Origin of the sequence: Stenotrophomonas ginsengisoli (genome assembly GCF_001431485.1) — a bacterium.
GTDB classification, from domain to species: Bacteria; Pseudomonadota; Gammaproteobacteria; order Xanthomonadales; family Xanthomonadaceae; genus Stenotrophomonas; species Stenotrophomonas ginsengisoli.
This window is the reverse complement of record NZ_LDJM01000029.1, coordinates 49,678-74,538: the sequence shown is the minus strand read 5'-3', so window position 1 is coordinate 74,538 and position 24,861 is coordinate 49,678. Positions and strand designations below refer to the sequence as shown.

Below are 24,861 nucleotides of genomic sequence, written 5' to 3'. Positions count from 1 at the left end.
TCGTGTGTCCTCAGACCACCTCGACATACACACTTCAGATAGTGTGCGGCTGCAGAGTTGTATAAGAGACACCGCGACAACGCTCCCTGGAAAGTCGTGCCTATGACCGCCTGATCAAGACAGTTGACTCCCACAAACAGCACGGCGCTGGCCCTTCCCTTGTGGGAGCGGCGCCCGCCGCGACGTGAGCAATGACGAGGCAGGCCTGCTGATCATGGGGCTGAAAGCCAGCGGCGGATCGCGCCTTGAGGCGCTCCTACAAAAACCACAACCCGGCCCTTCCCTTGTGGGAGCGGCGCCCGCCGCGACGAGGCAATGGCAGATCAGGCGGGCCGGGCATGGGGTGGAAAGTCAGCGCGCTGTCGCGCCTTGAGGCGCTCCCACAACCGGCACAGCACTGGCCATGCCTTGTGGGAGCAGCGCCCGCCGCGACGACGGCTGGGCCCGGCCGGCAGGCGCGCCGGCCATGTGCGACAGGCAGGGCTTACAGGCTGTCGATCAAGCGGCTGCGCTCGGTGTTGTACTGCGCTTCGCTGATGCGGCCAAGGGCGCGCTCACGGCCCAGCCGACCGAGCTCGGCGGTGAGCTCGGCACTGGCCCCGCGCTCGCGCAACAGGCGCTCGTCGGCCGAATGCAGCAGCGGCTGGCGGCGCTGGCGCATGATGCGCACGATCACCAGTGCCACCACCAGCACGAACAGGGTCACCGAGCCGAGCAGGATGGTCCACTGCATCCAGCCCAGCTCCAGCACCCCGTCCGGGCGCGGGGTGTTGGTCATCGGCCCCATCGGGAACAGTGCCTGGTCACCGGCCATGCTCAGTCCTCCTTGAGCCAGCGCGCGATCTGCGGCGCAAAGTAGGTCAGCACGCCATCGGCACCGGCACGCTTGAAGCCCATCATGGCTTCCATCACGCAGGCCTTTTCATCCAGCCAGCCATTGGCGGCAGCGGCCTTGATCATCGAATACTCGCCACTGACCTGGTAGGCAAAGGTCGGCACGCCGAACTCGCTCTTGACCCGGCGCACGATGTCCAGATACGGCATGCCCGGCTTGACCATGACCATGTCCGCGCCTTCGTCCAGGTCCAGGGCGATCTCGCGCATGGCCTCGTCCGAGTTGGCCGGATCCATCTGGTAGGTCTTCTTGTCAGCCTTGCCCAGGTTGCCGGCGCTGCCCACCGCATCGCGGAACGGGCCATAGAAGGCCGAGGCGTACTTGGCCGAGTAGCTCATGATGCGCACGTTGATGTGGCCGGCCTCGTCCAGGGCCTGGCGGATGGCGGCGATGCGCCCGTCCATCATGTCCGACGGCGAGATGATGTCGGCACCGGCATCGGCATGGCTGACGGCCTGCTTGACCAGAGCCTGCACGGTGATGTCGTTGAGCACATAGCCGGCCTCGTCGATGATGCCGTCCTGGCCGTGGGTGGTGTACGGGTCCAGGGCCACGTCGGTCATCACCCCCAGCTGCGGGTAGGCGGCCTTGAGCGCACGCACCGCGCGCTGGGCCAGGCCGTCCGGGTTCCAGGCCTCGGCACCGTCGAGCGACTTGCGCGCCGGGTCGGTCACCGGGAACAGGTCGATCACCGGGATGCCCAGGGCCACGCACTCACCGGCCACCACCAGCAGCTCCTCCAGCGACAGACGCTCCACCCCCGGCATCGAGGCCACCGGGATACGACCCTGGCCGTCATGGATGAACAACGGATAGATCAGGTCATTGGTGCTGATGGTGTTCTCGCGCATCAAGCGGCGGGAAAATTCGTCATGGCGCATGCGCCGCGGACGGTAGCTGGGATGGAACATGGCAGTTCTCCGTGAAGATGGAACAAAGGTCATTGCAACAGATACCCCTGCGCTTGCAAGGGTTCGGGCAGCGGACGCTGGCCAAGCGCGGCCAGCTGGTCGATCTCGAGCATGCGCACCAGGGCGGCAATGGGCAGGTCATTGGGCTGCAGGCCGAACGGGTCCTCCATTTCCTCGCCCAGCTGGTCCAGGCCAAAGAAGGCATACGCCAGCAGCATCGCCAGCAAGGGCGTGGCCCAACCCAGCGCACTGGCCAGGGCAAACGGCAGCAGCAGGCAGAACAGCCAGGCACAACGGTGCAGCAACAGGGTGTAGGCAAACGGCAGCGGCGTGGTGGCAATGCGCTCGCAGCCGGCCTGCACGCTGGACAGGGCCTGCAGCCGCTGTTCGACCTGGGCATACAGGATCGGGCTGAGGCGGCCGTCGTGCAGGGGGCCGGCCAGGGCCAGGCCAAGCCGCTGCAACAGCGCATCGGGCAGGTTGTGGTGGGCCTGCAGGTCGGCATCCTCGCTGCCCAGCCAGGGCTGCGCGGCCAGCCAGTCATCGCCCTGGCGCAGGCGTGCGGCCAGCGCATGGGCAAAGGCGATCAAGAGATGGCCCTGACGCTGGCGCAGGGCCTGGGCATCGGGCAGGACACTGGCCGACAGACGGGCCAGGCTGCGCGTTTCAAACAACAGCTGGCCCCACAACCGGCGCCCCTCCCACCAGCGGTCATGGCAGGCACTGTTGCGGAAACTCAGGAAGATCGACAGGACCAGGCCAAGCAGGGTGAACGGCACCACCGCCAGCCCCGCGCCGCCGGCCGGGTGCCAGTTGCCGGCAACCAGGCAGGCCAGCACCGACAACCCACCGATGACCAGCACCTTGGGGGCGATGGCCGGGACAATCGAACCGCGCAGGATGTAGAGCAGCTGCCAGCCGCGCGGGCGGGGGCGAATGATCATGGCAAGGTCTGTGCAGGGCGCTGCCGGCAACGGCCGGCAACCGCAGCCGCTATGGCTGCATGAGCCCGCCATTCTAACGGGGGCTCACTGTCCAGACCCCGACCGGGTTCAGATGAAGCCGCCACCCAGGCCCAGGCGGACCACACCGACCACGATGGCAATGCCGTTGAGGATCAGGCCGGTCCTGGCCCGGCCACGGTTCTCGCTGCGGGTGAACAGCAGGCCGATGGCGGCGATGATCGCGCCGACCGCCGCGAACGGAATCATGAACCAGTTGCCCCACCCCAGCAGCGGGATGAAGGCCAGCAGCATCCACAGCAGGGCCACAATGCCCCAGACCAGACTGATCACACCCATCGCACGCGCTCCATTCATGTGGCAGGACCCTGACTATACGGCCTGCCCGCCGCGGTTGCTGGTCAATTCACCCGGCTGCGGTGATGATGCGCTGAGCCCACCTGCGACCTGCCGCCATGAACCTGCGCCCTGCCCTCACCGCCCTGCTGCTTGCCCCGTTGCTGCTGGCCTGTGCCAGCACCTCCAGGGTGATGCTCAGCCAGGCCCGCCCGGCCATCGACCCGGCCCTGGTGGAGGTCTATGCCAGTGCCCCGGAAGGCAGCATCGAGATTGCCCAGATCGAGGCCACCAGCGCGGTCGGCTTCGGCACCCAGGGCCAGACCGATGCCGCCATTGAACGGCTCAAGCGCGAGGCCGCCGCCCTCGGCGCCAACGGGGTAATCCTGATGGGCGTGGGCAGCCAGCGCGCCCCGGTAAGCGTGGGCCTGGGCGGTGGCAACTACGGCCGCCACGGCGGTGTCGGCCTGGGCGTGGGCGTGCCGGCCACGCAGAAGAACGCCGCCGGCATGGCGATCTGGGTACCGCAACCGGCCCCGATGGTGACCCAGCCGCGCGAATGAGCGCACACCGGCATCACACATGATTGAAACAACAAGGGCGCCATTCGGCGCCCTTGTTTACTCCCGCCACACACCACCACCATCAACCGCACCCGGCGACACGCTCACGCTGCACTGGCCGTGATCACGCTTGCCGCTGCATTACCGGCAACAAAAAGCCCGCCTGAAACAGGCGGGCTTTTTGATTTCAAAACATCAGGCTTACGGCTTCAGGCAACGGGCGAAGAAGCGCTCGGCCATGCGGTAGCGATGCAGGGCGTTGGCACCGGACAGGCCGTGCTTGGCACCGGGATAGGTCATCAGCTCGAACGGCACACTGCGCTGTTGCAGGGCGCTCATCAGGGCGGTGGCGTTGGAGAACAGCACGTTGTCATCGGCCATGCCGTGGATCAGCAGCAACGGCGAGGTCAGGCCGTCGATGTGGGTCAGCACGCGGGCCTGGGCATAACCGTCCGGGTTGTTGCCCGGCAGGTCCATGTAGCGCTCGGTGTAGTGGGTGTCGTACAGGCCCCAGTCGGTCACCGGTGCGCCGGCAATGCCGCAGGCGTACTTGTCCGAGGCCTTGGCCAGCAGCATCAGGGTCATGTAGCCGCCGTTGGACCAGCCGTGCACGCCGATGCGCTTGGCATCCACCCACGGCTGGGCCGACAGCCACGCAATGCCCTTGAGCTGGTCGTCCACTTCCACCGTGCCCTGGCGGCCGTACAGTGCCCCGCCGAAATCGCGGCCACGACGCGGGGTGCCGCGGTTGTCCAGGGTGAACACCACATAGCCCTGCTGGGCCAGGTACTGGTTGAACAGCGCATCACCGCGGCTGGCCCAGCTGTTGCTCACCGTCTGGCTGGCCGGGCCGCCGTAGACGAAGGTGACCACCGGGTACTGCTTGCCGGGGTCAAAGTCCGGCGGGGTCATCAGGCTGTAGTGCAGCTCGGTGCTGCCATCGGCCGCGGTGAGGGTGCCGAACTGCTGCGGGCGCTGGGCCGCGCGGTAAGGCGCATACGGGTGGTCGGCTGCGGAAAGATCGTTTTCCAGCAGGGTGGCGATCTTGCTGCCATCGGCCTTGAACAGCTCGATCTGCGGCACGGTGTCGGCATTGGACCAGCTGTCCACATACACGCTGGCATTGCGCGCGAAGCTGGCGCTGTGCATACCCGGCACGCTGGACAGACGCTCGATGACGCCACTGCCGGCCAGGTCGGTGGCCAGGATCGCGCTTTCCAGCGGGCTGTCGATGCCGGCGCGGAAATAGACCTTGCCGGCAGCCTCGTCCACCGCCAGCAGCTCGTCCACCGGCCAGTTGCCGGCAGTGAGCGGGGTGATGGTCTTGCCATCCGCGCTGGCCAGGTACAGGTGCTGGAAACCACTGCGCTCGGAGGACCAGACGAAGCGGCCGTCCTTGAGGAAGCGCAGGCTGTTGTGCAGCGGTACCCAGGTGGCGCTGGTTTCGGTAAGCAGGGTGCGTTGTGCGCCGCTGGCCAGGGTGGTTTCCACCAGCTCCAGCTGTTTCTGGTCGCGGCTCTGGCGCTGGAACGCCAGATGCTGCGCGTCGCGCCAGTCCACCCGGGTCAGGTAGATGTCGGTCTGCTTGCCCAGGTCGATCCACTGCGGCGCCGCGCCAGCGGCCGGGGCAATCACGCCCAACGTGACCAGCACGTTGGCATCGCCGGCGGCCGGGTAGCGCTGCTCGATCATCTCCACCCGGTCGGCGTACATCTCGTAACGCTTCTGCACCGGCACCGGGCTTTCATCGATGCGGGCAAAGGCAATGGCCGAATCATCCGGTGCCCACCAGTAACCGGTGTGGCGGTCCATTTCCTCGTCGGCGACGAACTCGGCCACACCGTTGCCGATGACCTCGCTGCCGTCAAAGGTGAGCTGGACCTGCTTGCCGCTGGCCAGATCGATCACCCACAGGTTGCGCGCGCGGATGAAGCTGACATAGCCGCCCTTGTGCGAGACCTTGGGGTCGGTGGCAAAGCCTTCGCCATGGGTGAGCTGGCGCACCTGGGCGCTGGCCAGGTCATACAGGTACAGCTCGCCGGCCAGCGGGAACAGCAGGCGCTGGGCATCGGGCGAGAACTGGTAATCGACGATGCCGCTCATCGCGGCGATGCGCTGGCGCTCGCGGCGGGCCTTCTCCGCATCGCTGAGCACCTCGGCGCCGGGCTGCACCACCTTGGAATCGACCAGCAGGCGGGTCTGGCCGGAGGCGATGTGGTACTCCCACAGGTCCAGCTGGTTGCGGTCACTGTCCTTGCCGCGCAGGAAGGTCACCCGCGAGCCATCCGGGGCCACCTGCGGCTTGAGCAGGGTCGGGCCGGCCAGGGCGCGCGGGCCGGTGATGGCCTCCAGGGTCAGGCCGGTCGGCAGCGGGGGCTGGGCAAGCACGGCAGCAGGGGTGGTGGTGGCAATCATCATCAAGGCGGCAGCAAGCAAAGGACGCATGGGTCAGGTCGGATGGCGGGCCGGACGGCCGCCTGCACAAGCCCCCATGCTACCGCGTGGCGCCGGCTCAGGCGCCGTGCACCACCTGCGCCGGCACGGCCATGGCCCGCTGCACCGCCGGGCGCCGGGCGATCTGTTCGTGCCAGCGGGCCAGATGGATGAAGGCATCAAAATCCGGCGGCCGCTTGGCATACACCGCCAGCCACGGCCAGGCCGCGATGTCGGCAATGGAATAGTCCTCACCGCCCAGGTAGGGCACCTGGGACAGGCGCTTGTCCATCACCCGGTGCAGCCGTCGCACCTCGCTGTCATAGCGTTCGATCGCATACGGCACCGGGTCCGGCGCATACACCGCAAAGTGGCCCATCTGCCCGCTCATCGGCCCCAGCCCGGCCATCTGCCACATCAGCCACTGGTTGACCTCGACCTGCCCGCGCAGGCCCTGGCCACCGAAACGCCCCGTCTTGGCTGCCAGGTACTGCAGGATGGCGCCGGACTCGAACACGCTCAGCGGCGGCCCGCCGTCGGCCGGGCTCTCGTCAACGATGGCCGGCATCTTGTTGTTGGGCGAGATGGCCAGAAAATCCGGAGTGAACTGGTCGCCGGTGCCGATATTGACCGGATGCACGCGGTAATCCAGCCCGGTTTCCTCGAGCATGATGGTGATCTTGTGGCCATTGGGGGTGGGCCAGTAATACAGCTGGATCATGGCAGGGCTCCACAAACGGACCCAGCGAGCCTAGCACTGGCGCGGTAGCGGCAGGTGCCCGCCTGCCGATATCCTGCCGGGCTGATTCCCCCTGGCAGTAATTGACACATGTCCTCCAATCCCTCCCCTGTCCCCCGTTCGCCGCTGTCTTCGCTGATCTTTGCCTCGCGCTGGCTGCAGCTGCCGCTGTACCTGGGTCTGATCCTGGCCCAGTGCGTTTACGTGTTCCTGTTCGGCAAGGAGCTGTGGCACCTGGTCCACGATGCCGCCAGCATGGGCGAGCAGCAGATCATGCTGATCGTGCTGGGCCTGATCGACGTGGTGATGATCTCCAACCTGCTGGTGATGGTGATCGTCGGCGGTTATGAAACCTTCGTCTCGCGCCTGCGCCTGGATGACCACCCGGACCAGCCGGAGTGGCTCAGCCACGTCAACGCCTCGGTGCTGAAGGTCAAGCTGGCCCTGTCGATCATCGGCATTTCCTCCATCCACCTGCTCAAGACCTTCATCGCCGCCGGCTCGCTGGGCGGCATGCCGCTGTGCCCGCCGGAAAAGATGAACATGGCCGCCTCGCAGATCGGCCAGGCCACCTGTGCGGTGCTCACCACCGACGGCGTGCTGTGGCAGACCATCATCCACTGCGTGTTCATCCTGTCGGCGATCGGCATCGCCTGGGCCGACCGCCTGATGCACCCGGCCACCGCCCACGGCGACAAGACCCACTGAGCCGGCGCCAGCCGCGTCCGGCCAGCCAGATCCGGCACCGCCGTACGCCCGGCTGCGCAAACCACGGCCACCGGGTCTTCCCGGTGGCCGTTGCACATAGTGGCAAGGCCGTCAAACGCGCATTAATGTGAGATGAAGGTCACATAAATTTTTCAATGTATTGCTGACCAGTGCACATTTCGCTCACTATTTGTTCACCTTGCGGCAGCAACTGGCTGCTGCTGGGCCATGACGGTCGCTGCGCGATGTACCGATCCCGGACATCACGCAACACGGCCCATGCCAACGCCAGGTCAACGCTTCAAGGGGAATTGAAATGTCGTACCTCACCATCACCGGCAGCGCCCGCCCGCTGCTGACCGCGCTGTTGCTCACCGGCCTGGTCGCCTGCTCCGGCGGCAATGACAGCGCTCCGGCAGCCAGCAGTGAAGAACCGGCGGCCACCGCCGCGCCGGCCGCACCGGCCGCCACCGCCATGAACCTGGACGAGCTGCGCGACAAGGCCAGCGAAGCACTGCGCGAAAACCGCATGTACGCCCCGGCCGGCGACAACGCCATCGAGTACTACCTGGCCCTGCGCGAGAAGACGCCCGATGACACCTATGTGGCCAGCGCGTTGACCGACCTGCTGCCCTACACCCTCACCGCCGCGGAACTGAACATCAGCCGCGAGGATTTCGAGGAAGCCAACCGTCTGGTCGCCCTGATCGAGCAGGTCAATGCCCAGGCCCCTGCCCTGCCGCGCCTGAAGCAGGCCGTGACCGATGGCCAGTCGCTGGTGGCCCGCCGCTCGGATGCGGAAAACCAGCGCGCCAAGCGCGAGGCCGAGCAAAAGTCCGCCCAGCAGGCCGAACAGCAGCGCCTTGCCCAGCAGCAGGCCGCCGACGCCGCTGCCGCCCGCCAGGTGGCCGCCCTGCAGCAGGCCTCGCGCGATGCCGCCGCCCGTGAGCAGGCCGAACAGCAGGCCGTTGCCCGCCGTGAAGCCGAGCAGCGTGCCGCCGCCGATGCCGCCCGCCAGGCCGCTGCACGCCAGACCGCGGCCGCCACCCCGGCCGCACCGGCCCTGCGCGCGGTCAGTACCCCGGCCCCGCGCTACCCGGCCGAAGCCCTGCGTTCGGGCACCCCGGGCGAAGTGCTGATGGAAATCACCATCGGCACCGACGGCTCGGTGACCAGCGCCCGCGTGCTGCGCGCGCAGCCGGCCCGCATCTTCGACCGCGAGGCGATGAACGCCGTGCGTCGCTGGAAGTACGAGCCGATTGCCGCACCGACCACCATCCGCCGCACCCTGGCCTTCAACCCGCAGAGCAACTGATCACCAGTTGCCGCGCGGCAAGGCAAACAACAACGGCCCGGTTTCCCGGGCCGTTGTTGTTTGTGCATTTGTGCAGCGGTGGCGCGCCGGCAGGCTCAGCCGGAGATCGCCAGCCGCTCCTGGTTGTAGCGCCAGACCGTGGCCAGCCACAGCAGCAGCGACAGGGCGATGCCCGAGGACAGGTACACCGCCCAGATCTGCCAGGACACCGGCTCCTGGCGGATCACCTTGATCAGCATCTGGTTCTGGGCCAGGAACGGCACCGCAAACTGCCACAGCGCGCTTTTGATCGGGTACACCATCAGCGCATAACCGGGCAGCATCGGCAGCAGCATCAACCAGGTCATGTGGCTCTGCGCTTCCTTCAGGCTCTTGGCGCTGGCCGAGAGCAGGGTCAGCAGGGTGGTGCCGATGAACAGCATCGGCAGCATCACCAGCAGCATCTGCACCATGGCCACGGCATTGAGCTTGAGCATCTGGCCGATGCCGCCACCGGCGAGCTGGGCCGATATGCGGAATGCCAGCAGGGTCAGCAGCAGGGTCGCCAGACCGACCACACAGGCCGCGGCGATCTTGCCGCTGACAATGGCCGAGCGCGAGGCCGGGGTGACCAGCAGCGGTTCCAGTGACTGCCGCTCACGCTCGCCGGCGGTTGTGTCCATCACCAGGTAGGCGCCACCCAGGAACGAGGTCAGGGTCAGCAGCACCGGCAGCAGTACCGACAGCAGCACGCCGCGCTTGGCCTCGGCGGTGGCCAGGTCCTGACGTGCGATCTGCAGCGGCCGCACCACCTGCGAATCGATGCCACGGGCCACCAGGCGCAGGGCCGCAACCTGGCCGTCGTAGGCCTCCAGCGCGCGGCGCAGGCGCAGGGTCGGGATTTCCGCATCGCGCCGGGTGCTGTCCTGGATGATCTCCACCAGGGCTGGCTTGCCGGCATGCCAGTGCTCGGCAAAGGTCGGCGAGATGCGCAGGGCCACGTCCACCTGCTGGGCATGGATGGCTGCCGGCAGGTCGGCCGGCGGGGCCACCGCATGCAGGTTGGCCGAGGCCAGGAAGGCGACCAGGGTGGGGGCGTGTTCGGCACCGATCACCGGCACCTGCAACGGCCCTTCCAGCTGGGTGCGCATGCGCGCATCGGAGAGTTTGCTCATGCCCAGGATCAGCACCGGGTACAGCAGCGGTGCCAGCAACAGGCTCAGGGCCAGGGTACGGCGGTCACGCGACAGGTCGCGCAGCTCCTTGACCATCACCGTCCACACGGTTCGCAGCAGGCTCATGCGTGCAGGCCCTCCTCCGAGCCGATGACACTGACAAAGGCATCCTCCAGATTGCTGTGGCCGGTCTGTGCACGCAGGGCATCGGCACTGCCGGCCGCCACCACGGTGCCCTTGGCGATCACCACGATGTGGTCACACAGCGCGGCCACCTCCTGCATGATGTGGCTGGAGAAGATCACGCAGCGCCCTTCCTGGCGCAGCTCCTGCAAAAAGCCACGCAGGCCGCGCGTGGTCATCACGTCCAGGCCGTTGGTGGGTTCATCCAGGATCACGTTGCGCGGGTCGTGCACCAGCGCGCGGGCGATTGCGGTCTTGGTCCGCTGGCCCTGGGAGAAGCCTTCGCTCTGGCGGTCCAGGATCTCGCCCATGTCCAGCGCGCGCGACAACACGCCGATGCGCTGCTCGATGGCCGACTCGCTCATACCGTGCAGGCGGCCGAAGTAGGCGATGTTCTCGCGCGCGGTCAGGCGCTTGTAGATGCCACGCGCATCGGGCAGCACACCGAGCTGGCGGCGCACCGCCATCGGGTCACGCGCCGCGTCGATGCCATCGACCACGACCTTGCCCTGGTCCGGGGTCATCAGGGTGTAGAGCATGCGCAGGGTGGTGGTCTTGCCGGCACCGTTGGGGCCGAGCAGGCCGGTGATCTGGCCATCGGCGGCGGCAAAGCCGACATCGCTCACCGCCGTCACCGTGCCGGTGCGGGTCTTGAACTGCTTGTGCAGGTTTTCAGCAACGATCATCAGTCAATTCCTGAGCGGCAGGGAGCTCACGGCTCCCAGCCATTGAAAGAGGTGAACGGCAACACCGGACGCAGGTTGTCCAGGCAGCTGGCATCAAGCGCGGCCGCATCGGTGCTGTCCAGGAACTGGCCCAGCAGGCCGGGCATGCAGCCCACCCCGAGGGTGCCGTGGCCCTGGCCACGGGCCACCAGATGGCGGCCCTGCGGCAACTGCTTGAGCACGGCCTCGCCATAGGCCGGCGGGGTCACCGGATCCACCTCACCGGACAGCAGCAGTGCCGGCACGGCACCGCTCAGCGGCGCGGTGGTGGTGGCATCGGCGGCCACATGCGGCCAGACCGGGCAGGCGGCGTACATGTACTCCACCGTTTCCGGCCCGAGCAGGGTCTGCCCGGCGACCACCTCGCCCTTGCGGTGGAAATCCTCGGCACAGATCACCGACCACTGCATGCCGCGGTTGATGCTCTCGGACATGTTGCCGCTGGCCAGCCGCGACAGCGCGGCCAGGCTCTCGTAGCGGCCGGCACGGGCCTCGTCCAGCACCACCGGCAGCAGAGCCGAGGCCTGCGGCATGTAGGAGAAGGCAAAGGCCAGGCCGGTCACCGCATCGGCGCTCAGGCGCTCGCTGTGCCACTGTGCGGTGGCCGGGTCACGGAAACCGACCTGGCGCGGTTGCTCGCGCAGCCCGCCCACCACCTGTTCCAGCTGCGACAGCAGGTCCTCGGGGAAACGCTTGGCGCAGGCCGCATCGGCCTGGCACAGCTGCGACTGCATGCTGATCGCGCGCTGGAAGGTCTGCGCGAACTCCGCACCGACCACCAGGTCATTGGGCACCACGCCATCCAGGATCACGCTGCGGGTCTGCTGCGGATAGCGCGCGGCGTACTGCTGGGCCACCCGGGTGCCGTAGGAGCCGCCGATCAGGTTGACCTGGGCCACGCCCAGCGCCTGGCGCACGGCATCCAGGTCGGTGATGGCCTGGGCGGTGGTGTAGAAGCGGGTGTCGGCACGCCCTTCCAGCCCGGCATGGCACTGGCTGGCCCAGTCGCGCACGGCCTGCAGGCTGATCCCGGCATCCTCGTCAAAGGCCAGCGGCTGGCCCTGGGCGTCCACGCAGGCCAGCGAATTGGAACCGCCGGTGCCGCGCTGGTCGATCAGGATCACATCACGCTTCTTCAGCACCTCGGACAGCGAACCGTAGATCGCCCCGGCCACTTCGGTGGCCGCCTGGCCCGGGCCACCGGCCAGAAAGAACACCGGATCAGGCGTGCCCAGCTGGTTGTCCTTGGGCGGCAACCAGGCAATGTTCAAATCGATCTGCCGCCCCTGCGGCCGGGCCGGGTCCTCGGCCACCGACCACTTGCCGCACAAGGCCTCGACATTGGCGGCCATCTGGCTGCCTTCCAGCGTGCACGGCTCGAAGGCCACCTGGCCATACAGGCGCTGGGTTGGCGAGGCATCGGCCGGCGCGGCACTGCCGTTGTCATCGCAGGCGGCCAGGGCCATACAGGCCAGCACCAGCACGCTGCGCTTGAAAATTCGCATCTACGCTCTCCTTACTGCGTTGCTTTCCCGCCTGTGCCGGCAGTGGCCGTGCATCGCAGCCGATGCCTTGCCATTGCGCCAGCATCAGGGCGGGCATCCAAAGATCCATCCGCCAACTGCCCACATCCCATTGCCCGGCCAGCGCATGGCAACAGACACCGCCGTTGCTTGCCTGCCAGCGGACAGCAGCGATCACCTGCCGCGGCAAATCCTGACCTCCGGCCCGGGCAACCGGCGCTGTTGCGCGGCGGGCGATCGGGTTTGTCGATGGACAGTGACCGATACCCGACAGGGCGTCAATGCAGGTGACAGCCGCGCTGCCGGCATCGGCGCGTGTGCATCCTACGCACGGCCTGCCGCCCTTCCCTGTGCCACTCCTCATGGGTCCGGTCGCCCGCCCTTGCCGGGGCACGCACGCAGCGCCGAGGCGCGGCGCTCCATCCCCATCATCTGCCCGCAACCTGCCTGCAAACGCCCTGCAACATGCCAACCTGAATATGCGCGGCACGCCACTGCCCCCCTCAAGGTTGCTTTGCATGTCTGCGTTCCTCCCGCGTCTGTGCCTCACCGTCCTGTCCAGCCTGATGCTGGCCACGCTTGTTCCGCTGGCCCAGGCCAGTACTCCGGCCGACCCGGCCGTGTTGATGATTTCCATCGATGGCCTGCATCCGGACTACATCACCCAGGCCGAGCGTTACGGCGTGCAGGCACCGGTATTGCGCCGCTTCCTGGACCAGGGCGCCTATGCCCAGCGCGTGATCAATGTCACCCCGACCGTGACGTATCCCAACCACACCGCCCTGGTCACCGGTGGCTCGCCGCAGGAGCACGGCATCTACACCAATACCGTGTTCGACCCGATGGGCCTGGAGGCCGGAGCCTGGAACTGGTACGGCAGCCAGATCACCGCACCGACCCTGTGGGATGCGGCCAAGGCCAAGGGCATGACCACCGCCGCGGTGCTCTGGCCGGTGTCGGTGGGCCATCCGGCCATCGACTACAACGTGCCCGAGTTCTGGCGCAACAAGCGCCCGTACGACTACCAGCTGATGAGCGCCGTCTCCACCCCGCGCGGCTTCCTGCAATCGGTGGAGCAGCACACCGGCCATCGCTATCACGCCGGCAAGGACGGCCTGGAGCTGGACGGCAAGTCCACGGCGGTGGCATTGCAGATGCTGGCCCAGGGCAAGCCACAGCTGCTCACCGTACACCTGGTGGCACTGGACGGAGCCCAGCACGAGCACGGCCCGCTCAATGCCCACTCGCTGCCGGTGCTGGAACAGGTCGATGGCCTGGTCGGGCAGATCGTCAGCGCCCACCGCCAGCTCTTTCCGCAGGGCACGGTGGTGATTGCCTCTGACCACGGCTTCCACCCGGTCAACCACCTGATCAACCTCAATGCGGCCTTCGCCCAGGCCGGCCTGATCAGCCTGGATGACGCTGATGCGCCCAGCCCGAAGGTGCGTGACTGGCAGGCCTATGCCTGGAATTCCGGCGGCAGCGCCTCGGTGGTGCTGAAGGACCGCAACGATACCCAGACCCTGGCCCGGGTCGAACAATTGCTGGCGCGGCTGGCCGCCGACCCGGCCAACGGCATCAAGATCGTGCTGCACGGGCACGATGCCATCGCCGACGGGGCCCTGCCCCAGGCCAGTTTCCTGGTCGATGCCCACGGTGGCCATGCCATGGGCGGCGCCCTGACCGGGCCGGTGGTGACCCCCACCGCACGCACCACCGGCACCCATGGCTACCGCAACAGCCACCCGGAAATGAGCTCGGCCTTCTTCATCACCGGCCCCGGCATCCAGCCCGGCCGCAACCTGGGCACGATCGACATCCGCCAGATCGCCCCGACCCTGGCCGCCCGCCTCGGCGTGGACCTGCCCAGCGCGCGCCAGCCGGCCCTGCAGCTGGGCCAGCAATAACCCCAAACCACCCCCGATTAGTTGTTAAAAGCCCGTAAATGCGCGCGTTCCATCAACATTTTCCTTGAACGGAAAATGAAACCCGAAATCTGCATTTGCTTTTCACACTGTTAATGTTTGCCACCCTTTTTGCGAGGTAGATGTCTTGCGCTCTGAAGTTTGCCCGTTGGCTGCCGGCATTGCCGTGGCCCTGTTCTGCCTGTCGCCCGCCGCACAGGCCCAAGCCACCACGGATGTTGCCCCGGCCCCGGCCACCTCTGCCGCGCAAGCCGTTGCCGCCGATGCCGGCAGTGATGCCGCCACCCTGGACAGCGTGGTTGTCACCGGTTCGCGCATTGCCCGCCCGGAGTTGGTCACGCCGATGCCGATCAGCGTGGTGCGCATGGACGAAGCCCTGCGTTTCGGTGCCACCGATGCCTACAGCGCCCTGGCCCAGAACCCGGCCATCGGCGTGGGCACCAGCCTGGCCAGCGGCCCGTCCGGCTGGGATTCGGGCATCGCCTCGATCAACCTGCGCAACATGGGCACCAACCGCACCCTGACCCTGATCGACGGCAAGCGCCGCGTCTCGGCCTCGGCGCGCTCCTCGGCGGTGGACATCAGCACCATCCCGCTGGGCATGATCGAGCGGGTGGAAGTGGTCACCGGCGGCGCGGCGGCGGTGTACGGTGCCGACGCGGTTACCGGCGCGGTCAACATCATCACCAAGAAGGACATCGAACAGACCACGCTGTCGGCCAGCGCCGGCCTGTCCGAGCGTGGCGATGCCCAGCACCACACCCTGTCTGCCGCCACCGGCTTCAAGTTTGCCGAAGGCCGCGGCCGGGTCAGCCTCGGCGCGACCTATGCGCAGAATGATGCGCTGTACCGTGGCGACCGCTTCGACTGGCGTGACCAGCCGATGACCCTGCCCAACCCGGCCAACACCGGCGCGGCCGACGGCATCCCCGACCGTGCCCACGTCTGGAACTACCGCCAGCATTACTACGCCTACGAGCCCAACTTCTGGCTGGCCGACGAGAAGACCCGCTACATGCTCACCGACGGCGGCAGCATCCGCCCGATGGTGTATGACATCTACCTGGACAAGGCACCCTCGCAGTTCTCGCTGGGCAGTGGCGGCGATGGCCGCAACCTGACCGACATGCACCAGCTGCTGGGCGGCAACGAATCCACCTCGGTGATGGGCCGGGTCGATTTCGACATCAACGACAACCTCTACTACGGCGCCTGGTTCAACTACGCGCGCAGCAATTACGACGGTGCCGGTACCTATTACCGCGACGACACCCGCACCACCTTCATGGGCGTGGGCAGTGCCAAGGCCTACCTGGACAACCCATTCCTGCCCGATTCGATCCGCCAGTTGATGCTGGACAAGGGCCTTAGCGCGCTGAGCATCGACCGTACCTACGGCAACTTCCCGGTGCGCAGCGAAGAGCACCACCGCAAGACCCTGACCGTGGGCAGCGAACTGGGCGGCCGCTTCAGCGATTACGTCGGCTGGAACGTGTTTGCCCAGTACGGCGAGGTCACCGACCACGCGGTGCAGGGCAACGTGCCGGTGAAATCGCGCTGGCTGGCCGCGCGTGATGTCACCACCGGGGCCAATGGCCTGCCGGTCTGCCGCGACGAGGCCGCACGTGCGGCCGGCTGCATCCCGCTGAACATCTTCAGCACCGAAAAGCCCAGCCGCGAACTGCTGGACTGGGTGCTCGATGACCGTGACGAACACCGCACCACCACCCAGCTGGTGGCCGGGGCAGAAGTCAGCGGCACCGCCTTCACCCTGCCGGCCGGCTCGCTCGGCTTTGCCCTCGGCGCCGAATACCGCAAGGAAACCCTGAAGAACAGCGATGACCCGCTGGCCCTGTCCGGCGAGCTGGTCTACGGCGGCGGCCCGGGTGCCCGCTCGCAGCTGGACGAAGGCTATGAAGTGGGCGAGGTGTTCGGCGAGCTGCTGGTGCCGGTGCTGGCCGACAAGGCCTTTGCCCGCCGCGTGGACCTGGAGCTGGCCTACCGCTATTCGGACTACACCACCGTCGGGGCCACCGATGCCTGGAAGGCCGGCCTGATCTGGGAACCGATCGAAGGCCTGGCCATCCGCGGCGTGCGTTCGCGCAGCGTACGTACGCCCAACTTCGGCGAGCTGTACGAGCCGGTGTTCACCAGCACCACCACCGGTTCGATCACCGATCCGTGCGAGGCCGGTGACTACCACGCCTCGCCGACCCGCGCCGCCAACTGCCTGGCCCTGGGCGTGACCACGCCGCTGCCGGACATCAAGACCGGCCCGCACATCACCACCGGCGGCAACCCCGACCTGGCCCCGGAAACCTCCGACAGCCTGACCATCGGCTTTGTCTGGCAGCCCTCGTTCCTGCGCAACTTCGACCTGACCGTGGATTACTGGGACATCGACATCACCGATGTGATCACCCAGATCTCCTACACCAACATCCTGCGCCTGTGCGTGGACCTGCCCAGCATCAACAACCCGTACTGTGCCGCGCACGGCCGCAACCAGACCCCGGATGTGCCCACCAGCGAGCACGGCATCACTCTGCCGGCCGGCGCCCCGCTGTGGGTCAAGGCGCAGCAGGCCAATGTCTCGCGCCTGTACGCCCGTGGCATCGATGTCGGCGCCAACTACCACGTGGACATCGGTCCGGGCCGCCTGGGCCTGCGCTTCACCGGTACCTGGCTGCGTGACAACGTCACCGAGACCACCCCGGGCATTGCATCTGGCAACGTGGTCAGTGATGGCAGCTATACCAACCCGCACTTCCGCGCCACCCTGGCCACCAGCTACGACCTGGAAAACTGGGGCATCGCCCTGAACACCCGCCACCACGGGGCGGGCAAGGCCGATGTCAACGCCACCTCGGCCGAGCAGTACGACAACAATGACGTGCCTTCGCGCACCTACTACGACCTGTCGCTGCGCTACCGCCTGGGCAAGGGCCAGACCCTGAACCTGGCAGTACAGAACCTGGGCGATACCCTGCCGCCGTACATGGGCTTCGGCGAGCCGGGCATCTATGCCAACAACACCGTGTATGACGTGGTGGGCCGCAGCTACAGCCTGAGCTGGAACTGGACCTTCTGATCCCGCACTGAGACACGGCGGCCGGGCAGGATTGGCCGCCGGCGATCAACCGCCCCGTACCCCGGGGCGGTTTTTCGTTGTGTGCTGGTATCGCTGCGCCCCCGGCGGCGCACCTGCTCAGGCCGACAGGCTGAGGTACTTCTCGCGGCGCAGCCGCGGCATGCCGAAACCGGCTTCGCGCAGGGCGGCAAAACCGGCATCGACCATGCCCGGGTTGCCGCACAGGTAGGCGATGTCATTGCCCGGGTCCGGCGCCAGCGTGGCCAGCTGCTGCTGCACATGGCCCTGCACCGCCCCGGGCAGGTCCACCGGCCATTGCCGCGACAGGCATGGCAGGTAGCGGAAACGGGGCTGCTGCGCGGCCAGCTGCACGAATTCGTCGACATACAGCAGCTCGGCGGCGCTGCGCGCGCCATGCAGCAGCACCACCTGCACCCCGTCCTGCATCCGCGCCATCAGCTGCGGCAGCATGCCGCGGTAGGGCGACACCCCGGTGCCGGTGGCCAGCAGCAGGTAGCGGCCATTGCGATCGCTGGCCGGCAGCACAAACCGCCCCAGCGGCCCGCTGGCCGAAAACACGCTGCCCGGCAGGGCACTGGCCAGCTGGCCGGCAGCCAGCCCACCGGGCACCAGGCTGATGGCCAGCTCGAACTGGTGGTCGCTCAAGGGGCGGTCACTGCGGCTGGACAGCGAATAGCTGCGGCGCTGGGCATTGCCCTGGGCATCGACCAGGTTGAGCTGGATGAACTGCCCGGGCTGGTGCAGCAACGGCTGGCCATCGGCACGGGCAAAACGCAGGATCAACAGGTTCGGGGCAAGCTGCTCGCGCCCGGTCAGGAGGATGTCAAAGGCTGGCGACACGGCAAACAGAACACTGTGTGACACCGGCCCTGCCGGCAAGGCCACCTATAATAGCCGCCGATTTGACCGCTTCCGGCCCCAAGGGCCAAAGGCTTCCCGGTGTCTGCCACTGCTGCCGCTTCCCCTGATTCTCCTGCCCTGCGCGTACGCGGGCTGACCAAGCGCTACGACAACGGCGTCCAGGCCCTGAAGGGCATCGACCTGGAAGTCGCCCCGGGTGATTTCTTCGCCCTGCTCGGCCCCAACGGTGCCGGCAAGTCGACCATGATCGGCATCATCTCCTCGCTGGTGAACCTGAGCGAAGGTTCGGTGGAAGTGTTCGGGGTGGACCTGCAGCAGCAGCGCGGTGCGGCCATGCGTCTGGTCGGCCTGGTGCCGCAGGAAATCAACTTCAACCTGTTTGAAAAGCCGATCGACATCCTGGTCAATTACGCCGGCTTCTATGGCATTGACCGCGCCACTGCCCTGGTCCGCGCCGAGGAAGAGCTCAAGCGCGCCCACCTGTGGGAAAAGGCGCACATGATCAGCCGCACGCTGTCCGGCGGCATGAAGCGCCGGCTGATGATTGCCCGCGCGATGATGACCCGGCCGCAGCTGCTGATCCTGGATGAACCCACCGCCGGTGTGGACATCGAGATCCGCCGCGACATGTGGCGGGTGCTGGAGCAGATCAACCGCGATGGCACCACCATCATCCTGACCACCCATTACCTGGAAGAAGCCGAACAGCTGTGCCGCAACGTGGCCATCATCGACCGCGGCCAGATCGTGCAGCAGGCGCCGATGCGCGAGCTGCTGGCCACCCTGGACGTGGAAGGCTTCGTGCTCGACACCGACGGCGATCTGCCGGCCGACCTGCCGCTGATCGAGGGCGCCAGCCTGGTGGTGCGCAATGCCCACACCCTGGAATTGGACAAGCCTCGCGCCATGGACCTGGTCGGCGTGTTCACCGCCCTGGGCCAGGCCGGGGTGCAGGTGCGCTCGATGCGGACCCGCTCCAACCGCCTGGAAGAACTGTTCGTGCGCCTGACCGGCAAGAAGGATTGACCCGATGACCACCACCGTTTCCACCGGCCGCGCCAACCTGGTCGCGCTGGGCACCATCATCCGCCGCGAGGTCAACCGCATCCTGCGCATCTGGGGCCAGACCCTGGTGCCGCCGGCCATCACCATGACCCTGTACTTCCTGATCTTCGGTGGCCTGATCGGCAGCCGCATCGGTGAGATGGGCGGCTACTCGTACATGGAGTTCATCGTCCCCGGCCTGGTGATGATGAGCGTGATCCAGAACAGCTACGGCAACATCGCCTCCTCCTTCTTCGGCGCCAAGTTCGGCCGCCACATCGAGGAGCTGCTGGTCAGCCCGATGCCCAACTGGGTGATCCTGGCCGGCTATGTGGCCGGTGCGGTGCTGCGCGGGCTGATGGTCGGCGGCATTGTCATGGTCATCGCGTGTCTGTTCACCGATGTGCGTGTGGCCCACCCGCTGATCACCCTGTCCACGGTGCTGCTGGGTGCCACCATCTTCGCCCTGGCCGGCTTCCTCAATGCGGTGTATGCCAAGAAGTTCGATGACATCGCCATCGTGCCGACCTTCATCCTGACCCCGCTGACCTACTTCGGCGGCGTGTTCTACTCGATCACCCTGCTGCCGGGCTGGGCCCAGGCCGCCACCCACGCCAACCCGATCTTCTACATGGTCAATGCCTTCCGTTACGGCCTGCTGGGCACCTCGGACGTGCCGCTGTGGGTGGCCTATGCGCTGATGCTGGCCTTCATCGCCGCCCTGGCCTCGGTCTCGCTGTGGCTGCTGGGCCGCGGTACCGGCATGCGCAGCTGACGTGAGCTGGGTCACAGAGTGAAAGCAAAGCCGGGGCCTGCGAGGGCCCCGGCTTTTTTTCTGTTGTTATGCTCGCCAGCGCCGCGGCATTGCCGCTTCTGCTCTGCAAAGGAATGAACAGCATGATCCTGCGTACCGCTCTGCTGCTGTTGGCCGGCCTGCTCGCCGGCGGCACCGCCAGCGCCCAGAACGCCAACCCGGATACGAGCGCCCCGGTGGATTCGGCCAGCTTCGAAGTCCCCGAAGATGCGCTCGCCGAACAGGGCTATGTCACCGCGGCCCTGGTGGCCAACATGCGCGTGTGCGGTGCCGGCGAACAACCGCTGACCGTGTTCTACAACCACGAAAAGCGCCAGGCCTTGAGCGATGCCGGCGGCCAGGCCGGTGCCGGCCAGCGCTTTGACCAGGGCTTCGTACTGGGCAGCCAGCACATGCAGGTCGTGCGCGACCAGCAGCAGCTCAAGCCCGACCAGGCCACCTGCCAGGGCCTGGCCCAGCGCCTGCGGCAGGCGCTCTGAGCCTGCCTGATCACTCATCGGCCGCTGGCGTGATACCGCTGGCGGCCATGATTGCGCGCCGATTCCCCGCCGTCTGCCGCCCTTTGCCGTTGTGGCAGCCATGGCTCACATCCCGAGGAAGTCCCCCTGTGCACAAGAACTCCGCCATCAAGGCAGCCTCTGCCCTGCTTGTTCCCGTCCTCCTGCTCAGCGCCTGCGGTGGTGGGCAGCCCGAAACCGCAACGGCTGGGGCAGCCGCACTGCCAGCAGAGCGTGCCGCTGCCGACAATGCCTCGCAAGGCCCGGAGCCCGCTGCTGCCGCGACCATGACGCCGGAGTTTGACATCAACGCACTGTCCGTCAGCGAAGTAGCGCTGGGAAGTTTCCCCTACCTGCAGCTGCCCAGCGGCTACCAGGTACGCAAACTGCAGGAAAAGCGCTTTGATCGTCTGCCGTTCTGGACCGGTGACCACCTGCAATGGGTACAGGGCAAGGTGTGGTCAGCCGATGTGCATACGCCGGCCAAGACCGATGATTTCTCCCTGCTCGAACTGCAGGCCAACCTGGATGCCGTGATCGCCCAGGCAGGCGGTCATCTGGTCACCCGTTCGGTGGTGCCGGAAGCCGCCATCAAGGAAATCGAACAGGCTCCCGGGCAGATCCTGGTCAACTACAACGCCGGGCTGTCGGGCATCTTCGGCCAGACCATCAGCACTTGGGTCATCCGCCGGCCCGAGCATGAAATCTGGGTCTACCTGGGTGGATCAGGCTTCTCCGGTGGCTTGACCATCGTGGAGAGCCAGGCGGTGTCCATCACCGCCAGCCTGCTGCCCACCGATGCCCTGCAGCAGGCACTGGCGCAAACCGGCAAGGTCGACATCCAGGTCAACTTCGCCACCGACAGCGCGCAGATCCTGCCCGCTTCGCAGGCGCAGATCGCCCAGGTCAGCCAGCTGCTGGCATCCGACCCGGCACTGCGCCTGGCCATCAACGGCCATACCGACAACAGCGGCAACAGCGCACACAACCTGCAGCTGTCACAGCAACGCGCCGCCAGCGTGGTGGCCGCCCTGGTGGCGGCCGGCATTGACGCTGACCGACTCAGTGCCGAGGGCTTTGGCGACAGCCGCCCGCTGGCCGACAACAGCAGCGCCGAGGGCAAGGCAAAGAACCGCCGGGTCGAGCTGGTCAAACAATAAAAGACCCGCGCGTGTTGATCGAAAGCCACCGCTTGCGGTGGCTTTTTTTGTGCTGACCAACAGCGTCGGCACACTGACAGCATGCGTCGGCAACTGAAAAAACAGATCCAGCAAAGTGTGATCGGCCTCACCGGCAATTCCAAAACCGAATCACAGGAACGTCAATTGATTGGCGTTTTGTATTGAATCGTTCATTTGCGACTCATACGCTGCCGGCCGTCGCGACAAGGAAACGCTCGTCGGCGGCATCCCGCACGTCCAACCACGCCAGGGGGATACAGGCTGGTGACAGCCACAGCCGTACTGGCACAAGGAGAACCAGCATGAGCATCAATCGTCGTTTGGGCCGCAAGCAGCGTGGCCAGGGCATGACCGAGTACATCATCATCGTGGCACTGATCGCGATCGCCGCGATCGGCGTGTTCACCTTCTTCGGCGGCACCGTGCGTTCGCAGGTTGCCGGCATGGCAAACGAACTTGCCGGCGATGCCAACAGCTCACGCGAAATGATTGGACACGCCAACAACCAATCCAACTTCGCCAAAGAACAGGCCAAGGAAAAGAAGGGCCTGAATTCCTACAACGGCAACGAGCCGAAGTAATCACCGCCCCGGCCCCTGCTGTCCTTCTCGATGAAGGTCAGCAAGGGCATTCCCTTGTGGCACTCCAGCAGGCAGCGCGTTCATGCCCATCAATCGAGCAACCCGCATGTCCCAGCATCCCCGCAAACAACGTGGCCAGGCCTTGATCCTGTCGGTGGCGTTTTTGGCCGTGCTCAGCGTGGGCGTGCTGGTGATGTTCAGCAACCAGCAAAGCCTGGCCCGCAAAACCCAGCTGGTGAATGCCGCCGATGCTGCTGCCTACAGTGTGGCCGTGCAGCAGGCACGTGCCCTGAACTTCGCCGCCTACGGCAACCGCGCCCGCGTGGCCAACGAAGTGGCCGTGGCGCAGATGGTGGGCATGTATTCCTGGCTCAACCAGGTGCACAAGACTTCGCGCAACATCAAGACCACCCTCAACATGATTTCGTGGGTGCCCTATATCGGCCAGGTTGCGGCGGTGTTGGCGCGTGTGTTCCAGGCCATCGATGTGGCCCTGGGCCAGGTGCGCCCGCTGATCCGCCAGGCCTTCCAGCTGGCCATCAACGGCCTGGACCTGATCAACGGCACCCTGGCCAATGGCACCCGGCTGCTGTTCAACACCGCCACCCGCAGTGTGGATGCGATCAAGTTCGCCGGCCAGATCGTGGAAGCCAACGCCCCCGGTGCACGCCTCAGTGCCGCCGGCAGTGCCCAGCTCACCACCCAGCTGCACCAGGCCTTCAATACCTTCACCACCCTGCACCGCATCCCGCAGACCGGTACCGCCACCGGCGCCGACCGCTTCCGCAACGTGGTGATGAAGTCACGCGACCGCTTCTCGCGCACCCGCGACAAGGACGCCGGCCTGTGGCCGCTGCGCCTGAACCAGGCCGGCGGTACCGACATGGTCGGCTATCGCCAGTGGGCAGCGGTGGACACGCTGTCGCTGGAGGTCAGCCTGCCCTGGCCGATGGACGATCTGGACCTCCCGCTGGGCTGGGGCGGTGCGCAGGCAGTGAAGAACTACCAGAACCAGACCTTCCTGTGGGGCATCAACAACGGCAACGGCTGGCGCGATGGCTGGGACAACAACCGCCTGCATCGCCCTTACGGCGATGCCCGCCGCCAGACCGGGCGCACCCTGGTGCGCAATGCCAACCGCGACCCCAATGTGGGCGGCAACCGCAGCGGCAGCTTCTTCACCGGCTATGACGGCCTGCGCGATTACTACGATGTGGCCGATGGCAAGGGCACGGCCAGCAACAACGACCCGCGCAACAACAACGCCGACAAGGACACGGTCGGCCCGGTGTTCACCCTGCACGTGCAGTCGGCCCAGGCCATGTCGCGCACCAGCCCGCACATCGACGGCATGGGTGCCGGGCAGATGGCGCTGACCGACAAGACCCATGGTGGCGATGTCAGCGCCCTGGCCAGTGCCCAGGTCTACTTCAACCGTCCCTTCGCCTTGACCGCCTTTGCCCGCGGTGACCGCAAGCTGGAGGTCGGCAACCTGTTCAACCCGTACTGGCAGGCACGCCTGGTGGAAACCCCCACCGGTATTGCCCGCCTGCTCGGGGCCATGCCGTGAGCCAGCATCCGGCAAGGACCACACCCGCACGCCAACGCGGCCAGAGCCTGGTCGAGGTGGCCATCGCCTGCCTGGTGGTGGTGCCGCTGTTGCTGCTGGTACCGATCCTGGGCAAGTACGCCTACATGCGCCACACCGCCGCACAAATGACCCGCGCCGCGGTCTGGGAAGCCAGTGTGGCCGATCCGGGCACGGTGCCGGACAGCAACCAGATGCGCCAGCGCCTGCTGGGGCGCTTCCATGCCGGCCCGGACGCGGTGGTCGACTCGCGCATCAGCACCACCAGCGGCAGCAACCGGCTTGACGATGCCATGCTCAACACCTATTCCAACCGGCCACTGCTCAACGCCGATGGCATCGTACTGCAGCGCTATGCCAATGCCGCCGACAGCGGTTTCATGGGCAACCTGGGCGCCTTGATGGGGGTGATCCCGGGCGATTTTCCGCCCAACCGCAATGGCCTGGTGACCGCCCACAGCCAGGTCAAGCCGGACCAGCTGCGCTACCGCAGCGGCACAACCAACCGCTTCCTCAACCCGTTTGACAGCATGCAGGTCAGCATCGACACCCGCAGCACCCTGCTGGTGGATGCATGGAATGCCTCCGGCCCGGGGCGCTGGAATGACCGCAACCCGTTGCGGCGCTCGGTGGTCAGCCAGGTGCGCTCGCTCAGCCCGACCGCGGCCCTGGCCGAGTATGTGCCCGAGCTGGACTTTGTCAGCGCCCTGCCGATCTTCGGCGTGATTGGCGAGCTGGATGTGGGCCTGGTGGAACCGGATGTGACCCCGACCGACAAACTGCCGCGCAATGCGCCGGCCCAATAAGCGGC

General features: G+C 66.7%; 22 protein-coding genes. 12 read left to right on the top strand and 10 right to left on the bottom strand.

The window, feature by feature from the left end:
* Positions 1-484: 484 nt before the first annotated feature.
* The 4 genes from ABB30_RS11675 to ABB30_RS11660 form a co-directional block, all read right to left on the bottom strand.
* On the bottom strand, positions 485-814 hold the full coding sequence (locus tag ABB30_RS11675; RefSeq protein WP_057638488.1) for a hypothetical protein: 330 nt from the start codon (positions 812-814) through the stop codon (positions 485-487).
* 2 nt (positions 815-816) lie between these two features.
* The gene (hemB, locus tag ABB30_RS11670; RefSeq protein ID WP_057638487.1) at positions 817-1,806 is read right to left on the bottom strand and encodes a porphobilinogen synthase; all 990 of its coding nucleotides are present in this window, start codon (positions 1,804-1,806) and stop codon (positions 817-819) included.
* Positions 1,807-1,835: 29 nt separating this feature from the next.
* Entirely contained in the window at positions 1,836-2,750 is a 915-nt protein-coding gene (locus ABB30_RS11665; protein ID WP_057638486.1) for a bestrophin family protein, read from the bottom strand.
* Positions 2,751-2,858: 108 nt separating this feature from the next.
* Positions 2,859-3,107, bottom strand: coding sequence for a hypothetical protein (locus ABB30_RS11660; RefSeq protein WP_057638485.1), 249 nt, complete (start codon positions 3,105-3,107; stop codon positions 2,859-2,861).
* Positions 3,108-3,223: 116 nt separating this feature from the next.
* On the opposite strand from ABB30_RS11660, the gene ABB30_RS11655 reads away from it, so the two are divergent.
* A complete protein-coding gene (locus ABB30_RS11655; protein WP_057638484.1) occupies positions 3,224-3,667 on the top strand; it encodes a hypothetical protein in 444 nt (147 codons plus the stop codon).
* Positions 3,668-3,868: 201 nt separating this feature from the next.
* On the opposite strand, the gene ABB30_RS11650 is transcribed toward ABB30_RS11655, so the two are convergent.
* Together ABB30_RS11650 and ABB30_RS11645 are read right to left on the bottom strand one after the other, a co-directional pair.
* Positions 3,869-6,112, bottom strand: a complete 2,244-nt coding sequence (locus ABB30_RS11650) for a S9 family peptidase (RefSeq protein ID WP_057638483.1) — start codon at positions 6,110-6,112, stop codon at positions 3,869-3,871.
* Between the two features lie 67 nt (positions 6,113-6,179).
* The gene (locus ABB30_RS11645) at positions 6,180-6,821 is read right to left on the bottom strand and encodes a glutathione S-transferase N-terminal domain-containing protein (protein WP_057638482.1); all 642 of its coding nucleotides are present in this window, start codon (positions 6,819-6,821) and stop codon (positions 6,180-6,182) included.
* A gap of 108 nt (positions 6,822-6,929) precedes the next feature.
* On the opposite strand from ABB30_RS11645, the gene ABB30_RS11640 reads away from it, so the two are divergent.
* Both ABB30_RS11640 and ABB30_RS11635 read left to right on the top strand, forming a co-directional pair.
* Complete coding sequence (locus tag ABB30_RS11640) at positions 6,930-7,547, top strand: TIGR00645 family protein (protein WP_057638481.1); 618 nt, start codon at positions 6,930-6,932, stop codon at positions 7,545-7,547.
* A 316-nt stretch (positions 7,548-7,863) separates the two neighbouring features.
* Positions 7,864-8,862 (top strand): energy transducer TonB, encoded by a 999-nt coding sequence (locus ABB30_RS11635; protein WP_057638480.1) that lies wholly within the window; start codon positions 7,864-7,866, stop codon positions 8,860-8,862.
* Between the two features lie 95 nt (positions 8,863-8,957).
* On the opposite strand, the gene ABB30_RS11630 is transcribed toward ABB30_RS11635, so the two are convergent.
* From ABB30_RS11630 to ABB30_RS11620, 3 genes are read right to left on the bottom strand one after another with little or no spacing between them, the layout of a single operon-like run.
* The gene (locus ABB30_RS11630; protein ID WP_057638479.1) at positions 8,958-10,142 is read right to left on the bottom strand and encodes an ABC transporter permease; all 1,185 of its coding nucleotides are present in this window, start codon (positions 10,140-10,142) and stop codon (positions 8,958-8,960) included.
* Entirely contained in the window at positions 10,139-10,885 is a 747-nt protein-coding gene (locus tag ABB30_RS11625; RefSeq protein ID WP_057638478.1) for an ABC transporter ATP-binding protein, read from the bottom strand. The genes ABB30_RS11630 and ABB30_RS11625 overlap by 4 nt, the downstream gene beginning before the upstream one ends.
* 26 nt (positions 10,886-10,911) lie before the next feature.
* Complete coding sequence (locus ABB30_RS11620; protein WP_057638477.1) at positions 10,912-12,429, bottom strand: alpha/beta hydrolase; 1,518 nt, start codon at positions 12,427-12,429, stop codon at positions 10,912-10,914.
* A gap of 536 nt (positions 12,430-12,965) precedes the next feature.
* On the opposite strand from ABB30_RS11620, the gene ABB30_RS11615 reads away from it, so the two are divergent.
* Positions 12,966-14,354, top strand: coding sequence for an alkaline phosphatase family protein (locus ABB30_RS11615; RefSeq protein WP_057638476.1), 1,389 nt, complete (start codon positions 12,966-12,968; stop codon positions 14,352-14,354).
* 145 nt (positions 14,355-14,499) lie between these two features.
* A complete protein-coding gene (locus ABB30_RS11610; RefSeq protein WP_152980724.1) occupies positions 14,500-17,463 on the top strand; it encodes a TonB-dependent receptor plug domain-containing protein in 2,964 nt (987 codons plus the stop codon).
* A 117-nt stretch (positions 17,464-17,580) separates the two neighbouring features.
* Here ABB30_RS11610 and ABB30_RS11605 read toward each other — a convergent pair whose 3' ends face one another.
* Entirely contained in the window at positions 17,581-18,348 is a 768-nt protein-coding gene (locus ABB30_RS11605) for an FAD-binding oxidoreductase (protein ID WP_425477408.1), read from the bottom strand.
* Positions 18,349-18,423: 75 nt separating this feature from the next.
* On the opposite strand from ABB30_RS11605, the gene ABB30_RS11600 reads away from it, so the two are divergent.
* From ABB30_RS11600 to ABB30_RS11570, 7 genes are all read left to right on the top strand, one after another.
* Positions 18,424-19,371: an ABC transporter ATP-binding protein gene (locus ABB30_RS11600; RefSeq protein ID WP_057638474.1), complete on the top strand. Its 948-nt coding sequence runs from the start codon at positions 18,424-18,426 to the stop codon at positions 19,369-19,371.
* Positions 19,372-19,375: 4 nt separating this feature from the next.
* Positions 19,376-20,164 carry an ABC transporter permease gene (locus ABB30_RS11595; protein WP_057638473.1) on the top strand — a complete coding sequence of 263 codons (789 nt, stop codon included), beginning with the start codon at positions 19,376-19,378 and terminating at the stop codon, positions 20,162-20,164.
* Between the two features lie 122 nt (positions 20,165-20,286).
* On the top strand, positions 20,287-20,682 hold the full coding sequence (locus ABB30_RS11590; protein WP_152980723.1) for a hypothetical protein: 396 nt from the start codon (positions 20,287-20,289) through the stop codon (positions 20,680-20,682).
* A 305-nt stretch (positions 20,683-20,987) separates the two neighbouring features.
* Positions 20,988-21,860 (top strand): OmpA family protein, encoded by an 873-nt coding sequence (locus ABB30_RS11585; RefSeq protein ID WP_057638471.1) that lies wholly within the window; start codon positions 20,988-20,990, stop codon positions 21,858-21,860.
* A 323-nt stretch (positions 21,861-22,183) separates the two neighbouring features.
* On the top strand, positions 22,184-22,462 hold the full coding sequence (locus ABB30_RS11580; protein ID WP_057638470.1) for a hypothetical protein: 279 nt from the start codon (positions 22,184-22,186) through the stop codon (positions 22,460-22,462).
* Between the two features lie 106 nt (positions 22,463-22,568).
* On the top strand, positions 22,569-24,032 hold the full coding sequence (locus tag ABB30_RS11575) for a pilus assembly protein TadG-related protein (RefSeq protein WP_057638469.1): 1,464 nt from the start codon (positions 22,569-22,571) through the stop codon (positions 24,030-24,032).
* Positions 24,029-24,856, top strand: coding sequence for a hypothetical protein (locus ABB30_RS11570; RefSeq protein ID WP_057638468.1), 828 nt, complete (start codon positions 24,029-24,031; stop codon positions 24,854-24,856). Before ABB30_RS11575 ends, ABB30_RS11570 begins: the two co-directional genes overlap by 4 nt.
* Positions 24,857-24,861: the final 5 nt, after the last annotated feature.

Coding starts and splice junctions, on each gene's coding strand:
- ABB30_RS11675 (WP_057638488.1), bottom strand. CDS start 814: ATGGCCGGTGACCAGGCACTGTTCCCGATGGGGCCGATGACCAACACC.
- hemB (WP_057638487.1), bottom strand. CDS start 1,806: ATGTTCCATCCCAGCTACCGTCCGCGGCGCATGCGCCATGACGAATTT.
- ABB30_RS11650 (WP_057638483.1), bottom strand. CDS start 6,112: ATGCGTCCTTTGCTTGCTGCCGCCTTGATGATGATTGCCACCACCACC.
- ABB30_RS11580 (WP_057638470.1), top strand. CDS start 22,184: ATGAGCATCAATCGTCGTTTGGGCCGCAAGCAGCGTGGCCAGGGCATG.
- ABB30_RS11620 (WP_057638477.1), bottom strand. CDS start 12,429: ATGCGAATTTTCAAGCGCAGCGTGCTGGTGCTGGCCTGTATGGCCCTG.
- ABB30_RS11645 (WP_057638482.1), bottom strand. CDS start 6,821: ATGATCCAGCTGTATTACTGGCCCACCCCCAATGGCCACAAGATCACC.
- ABB30_RS11585 (WP_057638471.1), top strand. CDS start 20,988: ATGACGCCGGAGTTTGACATCAACGCACTGTCCGTCAGCGAAGTAGCG.
- ABB30_RS11630 (WP_057638479.1), bottom strand. CDS start 10,142: ATGAGCCTGCTGCGAACCGTGTGGACGGTGATGGTCAAGGAGCTGCGC.
- ABB30_RS11640 (WP_057638481.1), top strand. CDS start 6,930: ATGTCCTCCAATCCCTCCCCTGTCCCCCGTTCGCCGCTGTCTTCGCTG.
- ABB30_RS11635 (WP_057638480.1), top strand. CDS start 7,864: ATGTCGTACCTCACCATCACCGGCAGCGCCCGCCCGCTGCTGACCGCG.
- ABB30_RS11660 (WP_057638485.1), bottom strand. CDS start 3,107: ATGGGTGTGATCAGTCTGGTCTGGGGCATTGTGGCCCTGCTGTGGATG.
- ABB30_RS11590 (WP_152980723.1), top strand. CDS start 20,287: ATGATCCTGCGTACCGCTCTGCTGCTGTTGGCCGGCCTGCTCGCCGGC.
- ABB30_RS11625 (WP_057638478.1), bottom strand. CDS start 10,885: ATGATCGTTGCTGAAAACCTGCACAAGCAGTTCAAGACCCGCACCGGC.
- ABB30_RS11655 (WP_057638484.1), top strand. CDS start 3,224: ATGAACCTGCGCCCTGCCCTCACCGCCCTGCTGCTTGCCCCGTTGCTG.
- ABB30_RS11615 (WP_057638476.1), top strand. CDS start 12,966: ATGTCTGCGTTCCTCCCGCGTCTGTGCCTCACCGTCCTGTCCAGCCTG.
- ABB30_RS11575 (WP_057638469.1), top strand. CDS start 22,569: ATGTCCCAGCATCCCCGCAAACAACGTGGCCAGGCCTTGATCCTGTCG.
- ABB30_RS11595 (WP_057638473.1), top strand. CDS start 19,376: ATGACCACCACCGTTTCCACCGGCCGCGCCAACCTGGTCGCGCTGGGC.
- ABB30_RS11665 (WP_057638486.1), bottom strand. CDS start 2,750: ATGATCATTCGCCCCCGCCCGCGCGGCTGGCAGCTGCTCTACATCCTG.